14 protein-coding genes and 1 pseudogene are annotated in these 16,248 nt (G+C 68.0%); 12 read left to right on the forward strand and 3 right to left on the reverse strand.

The window, feature by feature from the left end; translation table 11 throughout:
- Positions 1–365 precede the first annotated feature (365 nt).
- The 7 genes and pseudogenes from AB4Y83_RS22025 (at position 366) to AB4Y83_RS22055 (ending at position 5,025) form a co-directional block, all read left to right on the forward strand.
- Positions 366–1,070: a class I SAM-dependent methyltransferase gene (locus tag AB4Y83_RS22025; protein ID WP_442298189.1), complete on the forward strand. Its 705-nt coding sequence runs from the start codon at positions 366–368 to the stop codon at positions 1,068–1,070.
- The gene (locus AB4Y83_RS22030) at positions 1,063–2,202 is read left to right on the forward strand and encodes a glycosyltransferase (RefSeq protein ID WP_442298190.1); all 1,140 of its coding nucleotides are present in this window, start codon (positions 1,063–1,065) and stop codon (positions 2,200–2,202) included. Before AB4Y83_RS22025 ends, AB4Y83_RS22030 begins: the two co-directional genes overlap by 8 nt.
- A gap of 298 nt (positions 2,203–2,500) precedes the next feature.
- Positions 2,501–2,902 (forward strand): annotated as a pseudogene (locus AB4Y83_RS22035) (alpha/beta fold hydrolase); the annotation flags it as partial.
- A 65-nt stretch (positions 2,903–2,967) separates the two neighbouring features.
- Positions 2,968–3,555, forward strand: coding sequence for a LuxR C-terminal-related transcriptional regulator (locus AB4Y83_RS22040; RefSeq protein ID WP_442298191.1), 588 nt, complete (start codon positions 2,968–2,970; stop codon positions 3,553–3,555).
- 79 nt (positions 3,556–3,634) lie between these two features.
- Entirely contained in the window at positions 3,635–3,913 is a 279-nt protein-coding gene (nrtS, locus tag AB4Y83_RS22045; RefSeq protein WP_442298192.1) for a nitrate/nitrite transporter NrtS, read from the forward strand.
- Positions 3,914–3,978: 65 nt separating this feature from the next.
- Positions 3,979–4,302: a hypothetical protein gene (locus AB4Y83_RS22050; protein ID WP_442298193.1), complete on the forward strand. Its 324-nt coding sequence runs from the start codon at positions 3,979–3,981 to the stop codon at positions 4,300–4,302.
- A gap of 204 nt (positions 4,303–4,506) precedes the next feature.
- A complete protein-coding gene (locus AB4Y83_RS22055; RefSeq protein ID WP_442298194.1) occupies positions 4,507–5,025 on the forward strand; it encodes a hypothetical protein in 519 nt (172 codons plus the stop codon).
- Positions 5,026–5,177: 152 nt separating this feature from the next.
- On the opposite strand, the gene AB4Y83_RS22060 is transcribed toward AB4Y83_RS22055, so the two are convergent.
- On the reverse strand, positions 5,178–5,780 hold the full coding sequence (locus AB4Y83_RS22060; RefSeq protein ID WP_442298195.1) for a DUF2231 domain-containing protein: 603 nt from the start codon (positions 5,778–5,780) through the stop codon (positions 5,178–5,180).
- A 541-nt stretch (positions 5,781–6,321) separates the two neighbouring features.
- Here AB4Y83_RS22060 and AB4Y83_RS22065 point away from each other — a divergent pair.
- From AB4Y83_RS22065 to AB4Y83_RS22075, 3 genes are all read left to right on the forward strand, one after another.
- Complete coding sequence (locus tag AB4Y83_RS22065) at positions 6,322–6,678, forward strand: hypothetical protein (RefSeq protein ID WP_442298196.1); 357 nt, start codon at positions 6,322–6,324, stop codon at positions 6,676–6,678.
- Positions 6,679–6,798: 120 nt separating this feature from the next.
- On the forward strand, positions 6,799–7,020 hold the full coding sequence (locus AB4Y83_RS22070; protein WP_442298197.1) for a hypothetical protein: 222 nt from the start codon (positions 6,799–6,801) through the stop codon (positions 7,018–7,020).
- Positions 7,021–7,537: 517 nt separating this feature from the next.
- The gene (locus AB4Y83_RS22075; protein ID WP_442276984.1) at positions 7,538–7,930 is read left to right on the forward strand and encodes a nuclear transport factor 2 family protein; all 393 of its coding nucleotides are present in this window, start codon (positions 7,538–7,540) and stop codon (positions 7,928–7,930) included.
- Between the two features lie 129 nt (positions 7,931–8,059).
- On the opposite strand, the gene AB4Y83_RS22080 is transcribed toward AB4Y83_RS22075, so the two are convergent.
- Together AB4Y83_RS22080 and AB4Y83_RS22085 are read right to left on the reverse strand one after the other, a co-directional pair.
- Positions 8,060–8,647 carry a matrixin family metalloprotease gene (locus tag AB4Y83_RS22080; RefSeq protein WP_442276985.1) on the reverse strand — a complete coding sequence of 196 codons (588 nt, stop codon included), beginning with the start codon at positions 8,645–8,647 and terminating at the stop codon, positions 8,060–8,062.
- Between the two features lie 970 nt (positions 8,648–9,617).
- Positions 9,618–10,031, reverse strand: coding sequence for a hypothetical protein (locus tag AB4Y83_RS22085; RefSeq protein ID WP_442298198.1), 414 nt, complete (start codon positions 10,029–10,031; stop codon positions 9,618–9,620).
- Between the two features lie 419 nt (positions 10,032–10,450).
- Here AB4Y83_RS22085 and AB4Y83_RS22090 point away from each other — a divergent pair, with 419 nt between their 5' ends.
- Positions 10,451–13,327 carry an ATP-binding protein gene (locus tag AB4Y83_RS22090; RefSeq protein ID WP_442298199.1) on the forward strand — a complete coding sequence of 959 codons (2,877 nt, stop codon included), beginning with the start codon at positions 10,451–10,453 and terminating at the stop codon, positions 13,325–13,327.
- 520 nt (positions 13,328–13,847) lie between these two features.
- Positions 13,848–15,572: a ribonuclease J gene (locus AB4Y83_RS22095; protein ID WP_442298200.1), complete on the forward strand. Its 1,725-nt coding sequence runs from the start codon at positions 13,848–13,850 to the stop codon at positions 15,570–15,572.
- Positions 15,573–16,248 lie beyond the last annotated feature (676 nt).

Below are 16,248 nucleotides of genomic sequence, written 5' to 3' on the forward strand. Positions count from 1 at the left end.
CGCCTCCGCCTCGTCACGGTGACCGGCGGGCCGCAGACCGATAGAGAGCCACACCGGTGACGCTGGTGGGCAGCCGCAAAGAGAGCTGCCCGCCGATCACCTGAACCGAGTCTGGCCAGACACCGGCCCTGCCGACAATCGTCTAGTAGCCGCGAAGGGGCGCCTGCCGTGTTCCGGACGTGCCGAGTCGCCACCGTTGCAAGGGCCAGTTGACTGCGCTCGCTCGGGCCGTCGCGTTACGAGCGCGTCCTCCCGGGCGGCCAATTGGACGTCATCGGTTAGCTCTCTGACCAGCTCTCGGCGGACACGATGCAGATCGATGACACACCTCCGCTTGTGGGTCCGTCACGCGCTACGGTCGGCCTGTGGCCGTGACCAGTTTCTCGACGCCGGCAGGTCGTGGCTTCTCTGACGGGGCCGCCCTGCACGGGCTTGCTGCATTGTCCGGCCCGTACTTGCCGTGGAGTTCGGGCGCGATGCGACCCGCCGGGCTCGTGACCGTGTGCAACGACATCGTCCTGAACGAGCGGCGTCGCATCGTCGAACTGGGCAGCGGTGTCAGCACCGTTCTGCTGGCCCGCCTGCTGCACCAGCGACCACCGCCCGGTGGCTTCCTCATGGCGAGCGTCGAGCACGACCCGGTCTGGGCCCGGTGGGTGCGCGACCAGCTCGATCGCGAAGGCATGGGGACCGATGTCACGATCGTCCAGGCGCCGTTGGTGCCGCACGCCCGCGCCGAGCCCGGCCTCGTTTGGTACGACGAGGCGGCCCTGGCCCAGGGACTTCGCGAAGCCCTACGAGGAGACTCGATCGACCTGCTGTTGGTGGACGGCCCGCCCGCTCATGCCACCGGCCACGGCTTGGCCCGCTACCCCGCCCTGCCGGTTCTCGCAGACCTCCTTGCCCCGGGCGCCAGCCTCGTTCTCGACGACACCGATCGTCCCGGGGAGCAGGAGGTCCTGCGCCGGTGGGAGCACGAGACCGGCCTCACCTTCGACCGCAGCCCCGAGCGTGGGGGCGTGGCCGTGGCCCGGATGGCCGCCGAGGGCACGGGCACCAGCCATGGCTGACCCGACCTCGACGGGCCGGCGGCCGCTCACCATCGCGCGAATCATCGGAGTGCTGGAGCGTGGCGGGGCCCAGCTCTCCGCGCTGCGGCTGTCCGCCGCCCTGCGCTCCGAGGGTTTCGACACCCGCCTGTACGCCGGGGACGCCACCGACGAAGGGATCGCCCTCGCGGCCGCCTTCGACGTGCCCGTCGAGACCTTCGCTCGGGACGCACATCTGCAATGGGTGCCGTCGACCGATTTCGCAGCATGGCTGCGCCCCCGCCTGGCCGACGCCGACCTCGTCCACGCCCACATGTTCGGGGCCTGGTGGGCGGCAGCCGCCGCCGTGCCCGACGGGGTTCCGCTCGTGGCCTCCGAGCACAACGCCATGACCTGGCCGTACGGCGACCATGTCGCCCAGGCCCGCGCCGCCGCCGGACGCCTTGCGGCCTTCTTCGCCCACGGCCCCGCCGCCCGCGGCTTCGCCGAATCACTCGGCGTCCCGGAAAGCCGGATGCTCGAGGGACGCTCCATCGTCGACGGCTTCGATGCGCGACCGCTGCCCGGCCTGCCCAGCCTCAGGGTGACCTTCGCCGGGCGCCTGCACCCCGAGAAGGGTGTCGACGTCCTGCTCGAGGCACTGGCCCTGCTCCCCGATCCGCCGACGATGCTCCTCCTCGGAGACGGTCCGCTGCGCGAGTCCCTCACTGCCCGGTCGCGCGCCCTCGGCCTGTCCGACCGGGTTCTCCTGCCGGGATGGGTGCGTTCGCCCGGCTCCTACATCTCAGGAGCCAACCTGCACGTCGTCCCGTCCCGGGAGGAAGCCTGGTCCCAGAGTGCCGTCCTCGCCCTGGGCCTGGGGGTGCCCGTCCTTGCCAGCGCCGTCGAAGGGCTGCCCGTCACGTTGGGACAGGGCCGCGGTGTGCTCGTCCCGCCCGAGGACCCCGAAGAGCTCGCCTGCGCCATGGACGAGCTCCTGCACGGGCGGGGGGTACCCGACCCCACACCGGGGCGCGTCTACGCCGCAGCCTTCACCCCTGAGCAGATCGCGCCGTACTACGCCGACACCTACCGGCAGCTCATGCCTGAGCAACCGGCCACCCCACGTAAGTCCCACGCCTCACCGCAGCGAGCCACCGACGCACCCCCGTGACACGAACCGGTCGATCGCGCCGTGACCGGCTCACCGCTGCGTCATCCGGCCGCCAAGGTCGCCGGCGCGCGAGCTCCTCCGGCCCACTCAGTGAGCTCCTCGGCGAGGAGCATCCCCCGCGTCCAGACTGACCGGCATCGGCCAGCTACCCGGGCCGGATGACGGCACGACGATCCTTCCGGGGCCTCTCGCGCGCATGCGCCGCCGTCAAGCGCAGGTATCCGTCGTTCCTGCCGGGCCCGGGCTCTATCGTTGACGGGAGACTGTCTCGGGGCGGCCTCGGGGGCTGGAGCGCTGGATGACGAAGCCGGAGACGCGATACGCGAAGAGCGATGGGGTCAGCCTCGCCTACCAGGTCGTGGGTGACGGGCCCCATGAGCTGATCCTGGTGCCGGGCTTCGTCTCTCATGTCGAGGTGGCGTGGGAACAGCCGCGGCTGGCTCACTTCCTGAGCCGGCTGGCCTCGTTCTCGCGGCTGATCGTGTTCGACAAGCGGGGTTCGGGCATGTCCGACCCCGTTGACCACCCGCCGTCGATGGAGCAGCGGATGGACGACATCCGCGCTGTCATGGATGCCGCCGGATCGCGCCGTGCCACCCTGTTCGGCGTATCGGAAGGCGGCACACTCAGCCTGCTGTTCGCCCACAAGCACCCGGAGCGGACGCAAGCGCTGGTCCTGTACGGGTCGTGGGCACGTCGCCTTGCCGGACCCCCGACTACCCCTACGGCCCCTCGGCTGAGCAGCTCGAGGACACCATCGTCGGAATGGACCGGGCGTGGGCGTCCGGCACGTGGTGGGATGGTGGCCGCCCGAGTCCAGCCGACGATGCGCAGCATCGCGCGTGGTGGGCGCGGTACCTGCGGATGGCGGCGAGCCCCGCCATGGCGCAGAACGCCATCCATATGAACATGCGGATGGACGTCCGCGACCTGCTCCCGAAGGTCGAGCAGCCAACCCTGATCTTGCACCGGACAGGTGACACGTGGATCGAGGTGGGCCACGCGCGGTACCTCGCTGAGCACCTTCCCGGAGCCCGTTACGTCGAGCTGTCCGGAACTGACCACCGGCCTTGGCTCGGCGACGTCGACGCGATCGCTGATGAGGTCGAGATCTTCGTGACCGGTCGAAAGAGCCGTCCGAGGCGGCGGACCAGCCTGGGGGTCGATGCGTTGAGCCGACGCGAACGCGAGGTGGCTCTGCTCGCCTCCCGCGGCGAGACGGCCCGCGCGATCGCCGGCCAGCTCGGGGTGAGCAAGCGCACCGTCGAGAGCCACCTCGTCAACGTCTACGAAAAGCTCGAGATCGGTTCGAAGACGGAACTGGTGCGCCGGGCCGCCGAGCTCGGAATCTAGCAAAGTCCCGTATCTATACGGAGGTCTCTGACCGTCCCTGCCTACCTTGATCGACAACCCCAGATCGAGGGAGGTCGAGATGAACGAGTCAGGGTCAACGTGGTCCACGCCGCGTGAACTGCTGTCGGTGGCTTTTTCGCGACGGCAGCTCAAGCGGACCGTGTCCGTCATGTTGATTGTCGGAACCGCATTCTTCGCGATGAACCAGCTCGGCGTCATCCTGGCTGGGCGCGCGACCGCTCTGGTCTGGGTGAAGGCCGTTCTGACGTACCTGACTCCGTTTTGCGTCTCGAACTTTGGCCTTCTGTCGGCCACCCGCAGAACTGTGCACCACTCGCGTTCAACCCAAACCGGTTGAGAGCGGCGAACTCCTCGCTCACCCCCCAGGGCAATGATGCCAAGAAGCAGGAAAGGAAGAAGGACATGCACGAGGCGGGAATGACCGAATTCGTCGAGAAAGCCATCTGCGATGTCGGAGCCATGCTCGGCGGTTCGTTGGTCGTCATCGGCGACAAACTCGGCCTGTACCACGCGATGGCCGGGGCCGGTCGGCTTAGCCCGGCGGACCTGGCCGGCCGCACAGGCACCGCCGAGCGGTACGTGCGCGAGTGGTCGAGCGCACAAGCGGCACGCGGCTACCTGCTGTACGACGGTGACGGCCGGTTCCTGCTCCCCGATGCACACGCCATCCCACTGACCGATGAGACGACCCCAGCCTGTGTGATCGGAGCCTTCGAGATCGCTTAGTTGCGAATGTTCTCGCGGTGCTCGTTGTTCCAAGCCCGGCACCTCGTTCCCGGGCGACGCGGCATGGTCTGGCGCTGGATCCACGCCCGTCCGGACCTCCGCGAACGCCGAGCCGGCCGAGTGCCGGCGGCGCCGCGACGCTGGTCCCGCATCAACGGAGTCTTCGGCTTGTGCCCTTCGCGATCCTGTGCCCACGATGGGGGGATGCGCTACGTGGAGCTGCGTCGGCACACCGACAACGAGGGCGACGAGCTGACCGGTCAGGGTGTGGCCGATGCGGAGGCCATCGGCCGCGAGGGACTGCAACCGCCGTATGCCGCGCTCGTCTCCTCCGGCGCGGCCCGCGCCACCCAGATGGTCACGATCCTGCGCCACGCGGCTGGGCAGGACGACTGTCCCATCTCCGAGGTGACTGGGCTGCGCTCGTCGGTCGAAGACCGCTGGCGGAGCGCGGCCAAGGCGGCAGGTAAGGGCGCCACTGTCGAACAGCTCCGCGAGGTCGACCCCGACCTGGTCGAACACGAGGAGCGGCTGATAGGCACGGTGCTGCGTGGGGTCGTCGAGTCCCTTCCCGAGGGCGGCCGGGCCCTCGTCGTGGGGCACAGCCCGACGAACGAGGCTGCGGTTTCAGGCCTGACAGGTGAGACCGTCGAACTGCTCGGCAAGGGTGCCGGCGTGCTGCTCATCGAGGACGGCGGCAAGTTCACCATCGGACCGCTGTAGGGCTAAAGACCTCTAGTACGGCCCGGACGACGAAGGAGTCACGAACACGTGCATCGCGTTCGGCACGCGGCTCGGGCCACGTCGGCCGCTTTGCCGCGCCGAGTGCGTCCTTTCGCCGCCTGTTCACCTCTGCGGGGCTTGGAGTGCGCCCATCAGGTAGTCGCTGGACCAGAGGGGGTGCCCGCCTGAGTCTCTGAGGGAGCGTTGTCGTAGGCGGGATGGCGGCTCGACACCTTGCGAGCCTCGGTCAGATGCCCGCCCAAGTAGGCGCCCACTCCGGAGACGGTCGCTCCAGCAAGCGCAAGTCGCGCCCCGGTCCTGTGCCGACCGTTCCGTCTGGCGGTCCATGACGCCGCGTAGGCGCTGATCGCCACAGCATTGGTCACCGCGTGGACCAGGCCCACCCGCTTCTCGCGCGACCCCGCGACCGACCACTCGGCCCAGCCGGCCCACGCTGTCGGGCCGACCGCGAGGAGACCGGTGCCGACGAGCCGCTGCGCCGCTGCCGACGAGCCGCGCCCGCCGAAGAGGTCCAGCACCGTGGCTGAGGTCCACGTGCCGAGGACGACGTCGGTGAGCAGCGGGTGGATCGCGTGACCCAGCCACTCGCCGCGCAGCACCGACGCCCGCCTCCCCGTGCCGAAGGCGGATCGGATCGACGGCTCGAGCGCTCGCACCGGCCTGTCGAGCGCGGTGGTCTCCTCGAGCCGCAGCGTCCAGCGCACGATGGCCGGGGGCCGTTCGATCGCGCTCATGTACTTCTCCTCGCTGAACGGTGCATCGGCGTCATCCGTGGCGGCGCCGGATACCACGTTGCCCCGCTCCACTCTCATGGTCAACACGAGATCCGTAGCGACCCCTGTTTCACTCGCACCTCTGCCGGTACGAGCGCCCGTGAACATCACATTCATCCGCCCCACGAGCCACCTCACGACCCATGGAAGCGCGGCCGGAACGGACGTTCTTCAGCCGATGGCATTTCATCGTCGCCCGGCGATGAGCTGAGTGGTAATGGTGTCGGCGAGCCAGTTCTTGCCTCCCTCCTGCTCGGACGCGCGCTAGTACTGAACACAGCACTGCGACCATCAACGAGGTCGCCGACAGTCTCGTCGACGCGGTGCACGCAGATCGCTGGATCTTCCTGTTACCCGTGGACGAACGTCTGCTCGGTGGGCCTTCAGACACCGGCTCGCGCGAGGTGCGTCTCTTCGCCGCGTGTCGTCTGGGCAGTAGGCATCCGTGTCGTCCAGGCCCTATAGGTTCAGCCGGACATGGGCGGAGATATGGAGGTACGCCATGGCAGCACTGGTGTCGTTCTACGGCGAGAAGCCCATCGACATGCCGGACAGTTCGGAGCGTCTCTACATCGAGCAGCTGCCTCTCAGCGAGGCGTCCGAGTTCGAGGTGGGCTACCCGGAGCCTGACGTCGTCTACGTCCGCCATCCCGTAAGCAGGACGCGGCTCATCCCTTTGGCGAGCTACCACTCGCAGATCCTCGTCGAAAAGACAAACGACGCGATCGCCAAGCTCACTGCGCTCGGAGCGAGCAAGATCGATCTGTCCTACTCGGGCAAGATCTCTGACCAGGCGAAGGCCGACGTCGAGATCCTCTTCGGAGTGTTGAGCTTCGGTGGCAACAAGAGCGACTCGTAACACCTACGGGGCATCTACCAGGCCAGCGGAGACGGATCGCATCCCCGAGCCCTCCCGCCACTTCTATGGATCGACCAGCCGGGTTGGCGAGGGATCATCGACGGCAGACTCCACGGCGGCATGCGCGAGTTCGCGCTGACCTTCACCTACGAGCACGACAGTGGAGTCGACGCCGACCTGGTCTCGAACGCCCGACAAGCGGGCCTGCGCATCGGCGGGGAGTTCAGGAAGGCGCACCGCGTCTCGTTCAACCTGCGGGGAGAGTTTCCGCCCCTCGGCGACGCAGCGCCTGAGTCGTCAGCCGGTGGCCAGGACAACGTCGCATTCATGGCCAATTCTTGATCCCTGAGGCTCCGCTGCCTCGACTCTGCCACTGACCGTCGCGCGACGTCCGCTCCGCCCTCGCGTCTCCGTCCTGTCCGCCGCTGCATGTCCCGACCCGCGTCTATCCGCCGCGGGCGGGGCGTGACCGGATCCGGTCCAGAGCGCACCCTCGACGAGGTCGCTGTGCGCGTGGCCGGGGCCGTGCAGTCTCGCTATGGGCCGATGCGAGCCGAGGGCTACCAATCACCGCTGCTTGTTGCACGCACTCCCGTCGGCATCCCCGGCACGCTCGCCCCGTGGCGGGCCTCCGCGTTCCACCCGTGTACCGGGGTCGTGCTCGGACTGGCCTGGACGGCCGACTTCCCCGGACGCAGCCGCGATCGGCCCGGAAGACTCAGGGCCGCTCGGGAAAGTTGTGCTTGCCACTTGGGTGCAGAAGCGGCTCGGTTGTTCGCGGGACACGGTTAGGACGCCGGGGATAACGTTGTTTGGTTCACGAAACGGTCGTTGCGTCGGGCACGGAAGGAGATCGGAAATGGGCAAAACGGACGATGTCGAGGTCATCCGACGTGGATACGCGGCCTTCAGCGCCGGTGACATGGCCACGCTCACTGAGCTCTTCACTGACGATGCTGTCTGGCACGTGCCCGGCAGTGGGTCCCTGTCGGGAACGAAAGAAGGTCGGGACGAGATCCTGTCCCTATTCGGCGAGCTGATGACGCGGTCGGGTGGAACCTTGGTCGTCACCCTCGACGATGTCATCGCTGGCGACAACCACACCGTGGCGTTGAACAGGAACCAGGCCACCCGCGACGCGCACACGCTGGAGCAGAACGCGGTCATCGTCTTCCAACTCCGCGATGGGCGGGTTGCTGACGCCCGCCAGTTCTTCGACGACACGGCCAAGAACGACGAGTTCTGGAAGTAGTCGGAGCGCTTGCTTGTCGGCGTCCCGAGCTGGTCTGCGGCACGTCCTCAACTTCCGCGACCGGTCCCTTCCCCTCAGTGGACACACTCCCTCCAGGACCACAATCGGCTTACGTCTTCGCTGCCGCGCCTAGCTCGTGAAGCACGAACCCCGGCCGAGCCGCCTGAGGCCTTCTCGGTCACCAGGACCGAGGTCGCTTTGGCCAATGTTGTCCTCGTACATGAGTTGGTCTCGCGCGGGCACGTGACTCAGGCCGGCCAGGTGGCCGAACTCGTGCATGACGATCGCGCGGGCGGCAGTCCAACCGTCAGGTCGCTGCAGAACTTCACGGAACTGGGGTCCGTCGAGATTGACGGTGCCACTGACCCAGTGCTGCTGCGAAGGTGTGTAGTACGGCGCCCCGGCGGGTCCGGCAATCCCGGCCACACGGCCTTGCAGCCCGGGAACCACTGAGGGATCGGTCCACGCCACGAGGACGGGCGACCACCGGTTCCCATAGCGCGACTTCTCAACCGGCGCCCGTCGGGCGGTCGGCGTCTCCGTCGTCGCACCCTCGATCACGAACTGCAGTCCCGTCGCCGCGCTAACGGAGCCGGCCGCTTCGCGAATCAGCTCGTCGGCCCCAGGAGGCGCCGCGGCATCGTTGAGAACCAGATGGATTGGACGGCACGGGTCCCACGAGACAGGCCGGCCCCCGAGCTCGGGGATGGTCTTCATGAAGACGTAGTCGGCGGACGACGACAGGCGCAGACCAGGCGTACTGAGCGGCTGAGTCCGTGCGTCCGCCGGCGCCGGGGGCCACAGGTCCCGGGTATCCGAAGGACTCCGACCGGTCAGGGACGCGCCGTTGACCCAGCTGGGCACGTCGCCTTTGGGGTTGGGCACCCCACCCGCAACTGCACTGCTTCCCAGCTTCCCGACAAGGGCCGGGTGAAAATACAGGGCGGCCGCTACAACGAGCAGAGCGATCACCAGGGGTACGGCGGTAGAGCCGCGGAGTCGACTTTTGGACGCACGACGGCGTCTTCCGCGACGGGTCGGTGGGTGCGGGACAGCCGGCGCGGGCCACGGTGTCTCGATGCGTCGTGTGCGAGGTCGCTGGCGTCCCGCTTGTAGGTCGGCGAGGCACCACAGACACAGCAGCTCAGATCGACCTCCGAGCTGCCCGGCGCGTTCGCCGGGGCGCAGATCTTCCCCACACGCGCACCGAACCGCGCGACCTACGTGGACCATCTCCACGCGTTCCTGCATGACGCCCCCCGAGACCCGCCACTGATTGCCCGAGTGATGAGTATCAGCGGCCTCGGCAACGACCGCTGCGAAACGGGCATAAGTGACGAATACCAAATGAGCGCGCGTCCTACTCACCGACCGAGCAACAAGCACTCGTCCGTAGCCGCGCACCTCATAGACCCGACCCACTCCGCCGCCCAGCGATTGCCAGCGGGCACCAGATCCCGTGCCCTAGAAGGCAGAGACACGAACTTCGTCTGTCACGCCCATACCGCCGCACTAGCGCGCGAGGACCGGTCTGTCCTGGCTCCCTATCATTGAGCCGACGCACGTGTTTGTCTCAGTCCGTCGGCCTATCGAGGAGCTCATCGCGACGAGCTGTAGTCGGCCTTCATGCCGGACCTGGCGCCGCACGTAGTGCGTGTGCCGCCAGCGCCGGCACGAGTCGGCGCTTTCAAGCGGTGCGCCGGCGGCTTACCGATGCCATCAAGAGACCACCCGCGACGACGACCGCCGCGGCCACGCCAATCCCGATCGCTGGCACGTTCGTCGGTTGGCCAGAGTTGACAACGAACTTCGGCACGTCGGCCGGAGCCGGGATCTTCAGTTCGGCCGAGTTGCTCGAGGCGGCACCGGCGCCACGGACAGTGGAGGACTCGGTGCAGGACCCGAGCGTGCCCGCGCCCAGGTAGTTCTCGCACCGGGCGGACCCGGGCGATGGCGGGGGGTCGTGCGGCTGCGACGAGAAGGCCGGGCCGATGAGGGTCAGAGACAGTGCTGCTGACGCACCGAGCGTGGCGGCGACGCGGCGAGCCGGACGGTTGCGGACGCAGGACCGACTGGCGATCGCGGTGGTGTGAAGGTTCATGACATCTCCTGGACTTGTGCTGCCGACGATGTGCCGACGACCTCCACGATCCGGCCGTGCAATCGCCTCCACATCGGGCGTGCTACCAGTCCTCGAGTCCGCGACTACCTAGCCTCAATGCCCGCCTGCCCACCCGACGTTGCGGCCACACCCCGACATGTGGTGATGTCACGCGCTGCCCACTCAGGGTCGACGCCAGTCGCTACCGGATGGAATGCCACGTACGGGATGGCTCTTCCGCGGCCGCAGAGCGACAGACCCAGGACCTGAGCGAGGGCGGACACCTGACTCCTAAGTGAGATCACGTGATCCTGATGTGCAGCATGGATTGCTGGACTCAGTGCTTTATCGGGGGCCGGGCGCCGTCGTGCGCCCTACGCTGGAGACCACGCAGCAGCGCGGTCGCCGGAGGGATGCGAATGATCGCAACTGGGACCGAGTCGCCGGTCGGACGTGAGTCGGAACTCGCCGCGGCCGAGGCGCTCCTCCATCACCTCGCGGTCAGCGCCCTTCCGGCGGGGCTGCCGCAGGCACGCGCCCTGCTCATCGTCGGGGACGCGGGTGTCGGCAAGACGACGATGGTGCGGGCCATCTTGGCCGCGGCGGCGGGTCTGGGTCTGTCGACCGGCGAGGGGCACTGCCTTGATCTGGGGAGCGGTGCGCCCTTCGCCCCGGTGACTGAGGCGCTTCGCCAAGTGGTCGCCGCGCGGGCCACGGAGACCGGCTCGGCTCCGAAGGCAGCAAGATGGATTTCCGACGATGTCGTGATTCGCGGACAGACGCTCGAACGTCTCCTGGGTAGCACCTCGGCGCTCGCCGCAGATCGGGGACTGGTCATGGCCATCGAGGACCTGCACTGGTCCGACCCCTCAACCCGCGACTACGCACTGGCGCTGGTCCGCACCAGCCGGTCAGCCGTGCTCCTCGTGGTCACCGCGCGAGCCGACGACCTTGTCGACGATCACCCCGGCCGGTCAGCGCTCTATGAGCTTGGGCGCTCGCCTGGTGCGGTACGCCTCGACCTGGCCCCTCTCGATGAGTCCGGGGTGGCCCTGTTGGCCGAGCGGCGACTCGGTCGGCCTCTCGGCCAGGTCGGGTTGGCGGACCTCTTCAAGCGGTCGGGGGGTGTTCCCCTTTATGCGGAAGAGATCATGAAGGCGGTCCGCGAGGCGGTTCCGGCTTCGCTGCACGACCTGCTGGTTCGGCACGTCATGAGGCTCTCGCCTTCGTGTGCGGCGCTGGTGCGTCTGGCGTCCGTGGGCCCGGCCGTGATCGACATCGATCTGCTGCACGACGGGTCGGGCTTGGACTCGGCGGTCTTCGAGGCGCTCGTCCACGAAGCCCTCGCGGCTGGGGTGTTCACGCGGCACGGTGAGCAGTTCGAGTTCCGGCACGCGCTGCTGCGCGATGCGGTGGAGGAAGACCTGCTGCCCAGCGAACGCGTCGCGCTGCACCGTGCCTACGTCGGCATCCTGCGGGAACGTGCCGAGGCGGGCTCGGCGGCCGCGCGGTGGCAGGCAAACGCGGCTCTGGCCGTGCACGCGACTGCCGCCGACGAGGAAGCGACCGCCTTGGTGGCACACGTGAGGGCGGGCCATGCCGCCCAGCAGCACGGGGCCCCGGAGGCGGCAGACCACTTCGAGTCGGCGCTTGAGCTGTGGTCTCGAGTGCCGAACGCCGACGCGCTCGTAGGTTTCTCCGATGCGGAGGCAGCCGCGTGGGCAGCGGAGTCGCTCTTCGACTCCAATCAGTACGAGCGTGTCGAGCGGTTGCTGCGGCATGCTGTGATGTGTCTCGGTCAAGGGACCGACCCGATGGTGGAAGGCCGGGTCCTTCGTATTCTGGCGGCGCATGGGCCCGGCGTCGCCGGGCTGGTCGACCCGGTGACGGCGAGCGACCGGGCCATCGCCCTGCTATCGGCCCGACCAAGCCACGAGCTGGCCGAGGCGTGGCGGGCGAAGGCGTACAACCACAGGCGTCGCCACGAGTACGAGTTCGCCCTTGCCGCGGCAGCCACGGCGGCGGACGTAGCTCAGCGTGTGAAATCGCCGACGGCAGAGTACAAAGCTCGTCGGGAGGCGGCCGACGCTCTCCACCAGTTGGGAAGGCTCCCGGAAGCGCTGAACGCTCATCAGGCTGTGGTTTTGCTTGCCGGCCGGGCAGGCGCGCCCGGTGACGCCCTCGATGCAACGGCGGAGGTGGCGTGGGACCTGATCTGCAGTGGCCAGCTCGTGCGGGGCGCGATCGTGGCCAAGCAAGGCGAGGCAGGCGCCCAAGCAGAGGGTCTCACGCGGATCGCCACGTTCAACGGAGAGCAAGACCTGAAAGCGCTCATTTGGCGGGGACGCCTCGCCGAGGCAGAACAACGCCTCAGCGACCTCAGCCGAATGGGCTACCCCGAACACCGACGTCGCTGGGCACAGGTGGACCTGCTGATCGCCCAAGGAGACCTGCACTCGGCACTGGAGATCGAGCAGCGCACGATCGAAGCGGACTACGCACCGCAAACGTACGCCTGCTGGGACACCCTGCGACGAGTCGAGCTCTATGATCAGTTGGAAGACGTGGGGCGTGGGATCGAAAGCGCCCAGATCCTCTTGGCCCGGGCAGAGACGGAGTCTCCCGTCGAGGCTGCGATGCGAGCCCGGTGTGCCCTACAGGCGCTTGGGACTGCGGCCCTGGTCGGGCACGCACCGCCTGAAGGGCTGCAGGCAGCCGCACAGGAGGCGGTTGCTGCGGCCCGGCGCGGGCTCACCGAAGACTGGGCCCGATCGCTTTACTGTGTGCACCTCGCCGTGGCTGAAGCATATGCGCGCCGTCTCGACGGGCGCCCAGCTGTCGATGCGTGGTCACGGGCAGTGGACCTCGCTTCCGTCTTCGGCGCTTTCTTCGCCCTTCGCCCGCAGCTCGAGCGGGCCCGCGAGGAGCTGGCCCACGGCGAACGTGACGCCGGTAAGGCGCACCTCATCGCGCTCTGGCGCTCGGCGAACTCGATGGGTGCCCGCTGGTTCGCTGCCACAGCCGCTGCGAAGGCGCGACGACATCGAGTGCCCCTTCCTGACGCGGACGAAGCCCCCGGCCCGAGAGACCGTCTCACCCCGCGTGAACAGGACGTTCTGGGCCTGCTCACGAAGGGAGCGACGAATCGCGCCATAGCCCGAACCTTGTTCATCAGCGAGAAGACGGCGGCGCTGCGCGTCAGCCACATCCTGGCCAAGCTCGGGGTGGCCAACCGCGGAGAAGCAGCGGCGATCGCCCGCTCCGCAAATCATGGTCTGCCTGCTGCAGAGGACTGAGAACCAAAGGTTCGGAGAGACTCAATCAGCACTGTCACCGGTACTTCCGCACATTCGTAGACGAGTTCGGCGTCGACGCACTGGGTCCCTCGACAGCCAGCCGTGGTAGCGCGGGGCACTCGCTACTTGACCCAACTGCCCTCGTCCGTTTGCAGGACGATCTGCTGGTGCGCAACCCGCCGAAGATCAATTTGAACGGCTTCGCCGCCTGCAGGACGCGTCGGAGTGACCGGATCCGTCCATAGGGGGCGTTCGCACCGAGGTGTTTCAGGCACGGCCACCCGGCGGCGCGGCTACTCTCCAGCCGACGACCCGGCGGGAGAAACAACGTCAAATGACAACGCCGCGTACGCCCAGGCGGCGACGGTGGGGCAGGTGCTGAGAGACTCAGTCCCATGCTCAGCACGACAAGGATCCCCATGCCAGCGCAGCGGAGTCCCAGAACCGACCGGACAAGCCCGAACCCGGCCCCGTCCAGTTCGGCTGACTCGCCGGTTTTCGACCGTTCGAGGCGTGGGCTATGAGCGCCGGCGGCGGTCGCAGACCTCAGACCCGCGGGCGGGGACGCGCCTCTCGGCGGTCCCAGGATCTTCCCGGGCTGCCGCGCGACGGCCTTCGGATCGTTCCCCTGGGGGGCTTGGGCGAGATCGGGCGCAACATGACGGTCTTCGAGCACGCCGGGCGGCTGCTCATCGTCGACTGCGGCGTCCTGTTCCCTGAGGAGCACCAGCCAGGTGTCGACGTGATCTTGCCGGACTTCTCCTGGCTCCGGGAGCGTCTCGACAAGGTGGACGCGATCGTCCTCACGCACGGCCATGAGGATCACATCGGCGGCGTGCCCTACCTGCTGCGCGAGCGGGCGGACATTCCGGTCGTCGGCTCGCGTCTCACGCTCGCCTTCCTCGAGGCGAAGCTCAAGGAGCACGGCATCAGCCCCGTCACCGTCAAGGTCAGCGAGGACGACCGGCGCACCTTCGGTCCCTTCGACTGCGAGTTCATCGCCGTCAACCATTCGATCCCCGACGGGCTCGCCGTCGCGATCCGCACCGCGGCTGGTCTCGTCCTGCACACGGGCGACTTCAAGATGGACCAGTTCCCGCTCGACGGTCGGGTGACCGACCTGCGTGCGTTCGCACGCCTCGGCCAGGAAGGCGTCGACCTCTTTCTCGTCGACTCGACGAACGCGGAGGTCCCCGGCTTCACGGTGTCAGAGGGCGAGCTCTCCCCCGCGATCGAGACCGTGTTTCGGACGACGCCAGGTCGGGTCATCGTGTCGAGTTTCGCCAGCCACGTGCACCGCATCCAGCAGGTGCTCGATGCGGCCCGCGACCACGGACGGAAGGTGGCCTTCGTCGGCCGGTCGATGGTGCGCAACATGGGCATCGCCGCGGACCTCGGCTACCTGGACATCCCGCAGGGCTTGGTCATCGACCTCAAGCAGCTCGAGCGCCGCCCGGCGAACCAAATCGCCCTGATCTGCACGGGATCGCAGGGTGAGCCGCTCGCCGCCCTGTCCCGGATGGCCAACCGCGACCACCCCATCCGCGTCACCGAGGGCGACACCGTGCTGCTCGCCAGCTCCCTCATCCCCGGCAACGAGAACGCGATCTACCGCGTGATCAACGAACTGACCCGCTGGGGCGCGAACGTCGTGCACAAGGGCAACGCCAAGGTGCACGTCTCCGGCCACGCCAGCGCCGGCGAGCTCGCCTACTGCTACAACATCGTCCAACCCTCCAGCGTGCTGCCCGTGCACGGTGAGTGGCGTCACCTGCGGGCCAACGCCGACATCGCCATCCGGACAGGCGTCGACCCCAAACGCGCCCTCATCGCCCACGACGGTGCCGTCATCGACCTCGTCGATGGCCAGGCGAAGATCACCGGCTCCGTCCCTGCCGGGCTCGTCTACGTCGACGCCATGACCGTCGGTGGAGCAACCGAGGAGTCGCTCCACGTGCGCCGCACCCTGGCCGAGGAAGGAGTCATCACCGTCGTCTGCATCGTCGATCCCGACACCGGCAAACTCACCGAGGAGCCCGACTACCTCGCCCACGGATTCGAACACGCCCCAGGCGACTTCGCCAAGGCCACACCCGCCATCCAGAAGGCACTCACCACCGCCACCAAGGAAAACATCGAGGACATCGAGCAGATCGAGGAACTCGTCCGCCAGGCAATGTCCAACTGGGCCTACCGACAAACCCGCCGCAGCCCCCTGATCATCCCAGTCATCGTCGACGCCTGAGCCTCCGCCGGGCCGCCGCGAGCAACACCCTCCCGAGGGTTGGATGACGATCTTGGCTGCGGACCCGCCCTCACGAGACCTGGCATGTCCGACTTCACCCACTGCCCCAACCAGCCATCCGCGCTAGAGACGCTGCCCTGGTCACCCAATCCTGAACCCAGGGGCCACCGGACAGACACAGTGGGCGGTGCGCCGGAGGCCGGCGTCATACCGACGCGATCGCCCACACGTCGGGCTCCATAGCCACCGAGGACCGTATCGATCCTGGGCTGACGCCGTGAGCGAGTTCGTGCGGCGGCTCAGTAGCCGCTCTCCCCACCACCGCCACCGCCACCGGCACCGCTGTAGACGATCACGAGAACGACCACCACGACAGCGACAGCGACAAGTACTGCGATCATCCATCGCCTGTTTGGCACCCGGACCACCCCTCCCATCGGGCGCCAACCTTTTCAGGGTCGGCCCCACCCATCACGACGCACAGCGCCAAGCCACGGTTCAACCGGGGGACGTGACATCGCCGGCTCGACCCGGGGAGACTGTCCGAGTAACGGTGTAACTGGCCCAACGCGCTGACTGGTTCAGCGGGAAGGGTCGGATGATGACCGACACACTGGTGGGCGTGAGCCCGCTTGAGAGAGCAGCGAAGAAGTCGCTCACACCTGCTGAGGTGGAG

Source organism: Terrabacter sp. RAF57 (assembly GCF_052113925.1).
Lineage (GTDB): Bacteria > Actinomycetota > Actinomycetes > Actinomycetales > Dermatophilaceae > Terrabacter.

Coding starts and splice junctions, on each gene's coding strand:
- AB4Y83_RS22030 (WP_442298190.1), top strand. CDS start 1,063: ATGGCTGACCCGACCTCGACGGGCCGGCGGCCGCTCACCATCGCGCGA.
- AB4Y83_RS22040 (WP_442298191.1), top strand. CDS start 2,968: ATGGACCGGGCGTGGGCGTCCGGCACGTGGTGGGATGGTGGCCGCCCG.
- nrtS (WP_442298192.1), top strand. CDS start 3,635: ATGAACGAGTCAGGGTCAACGTGGTCCACGCCGCGTGAACTGCTGTCG.
- AB4Y83_RS22050 (WP_442298193.1), top strand. CDS start 3,979: ATGCACGAGGCGGGAATGACCGAATTCGTCGAGAAAGCCATCTGCGAT.
- AB4Y83_RS22055 (WP_442298194.1), top strand. CDS start 4,507: ATGCGCTACGTGGAGCTGCGTCGGCACACCGACAACGAGGGCGACGAG.
- AB4Y83_RS22060 (WP_442298195.1), bottom strand. CDS start 5,780: ATGAGCGCGATCGAACGGCCCCCGGCCATCGTGCGCTGGACGCTGCGG.
- AB4Y83_RS22065 (WP_442298196.1), top strand. CDS start 6,322: ATGGCAGCACTGGTGTCGTTCTACGGCGAGAAGCCCATCGACATGCCG.
- AB4Y83_RS22070 (WP_442298197.1), top strand. CDS start 6,799: ATGCGCGAGTTCGCGCTGACCTTCACCTACGAGCACGACAGTGGAGTC.
- AB4Y83_RS22075 (WP_442276984.1), top strand. CDS start 7,538: ATGGGCAAAACGGACGATGTCGAGGTCATCCGACGTGGATACGCGGCC.
- AB4Y83_RS22080 (WP_442276985.1), bottom strand. CDS start 8,647: ATGAAGACCATCCCCGAGCTCGGGGGCCGGCCTGTCTCGTGGGACCCG.
- AB4Y83_RS22085 (WP_442298198.1), bottom strand. CDS start 10,031: ATGAACCTTCACACCACCGCGATCGCCAGTCGGTCCTGCGTCCGCAAC.
- AB4Y83_RS22090 (WP_442298199.1), top strand. CDS start 10,451: ATGATCGCAACTGGGACCGAGTCGCCGGTCGGACGTGAGTCGGAACTC.
- AB4Y83_RS22095 (WP_442298200.1), top strand. CDS start 13,848: ATGAGCGCCGGCGGCGGTCGCAGACCTCAGACCCGCGGGCGGGGACGC.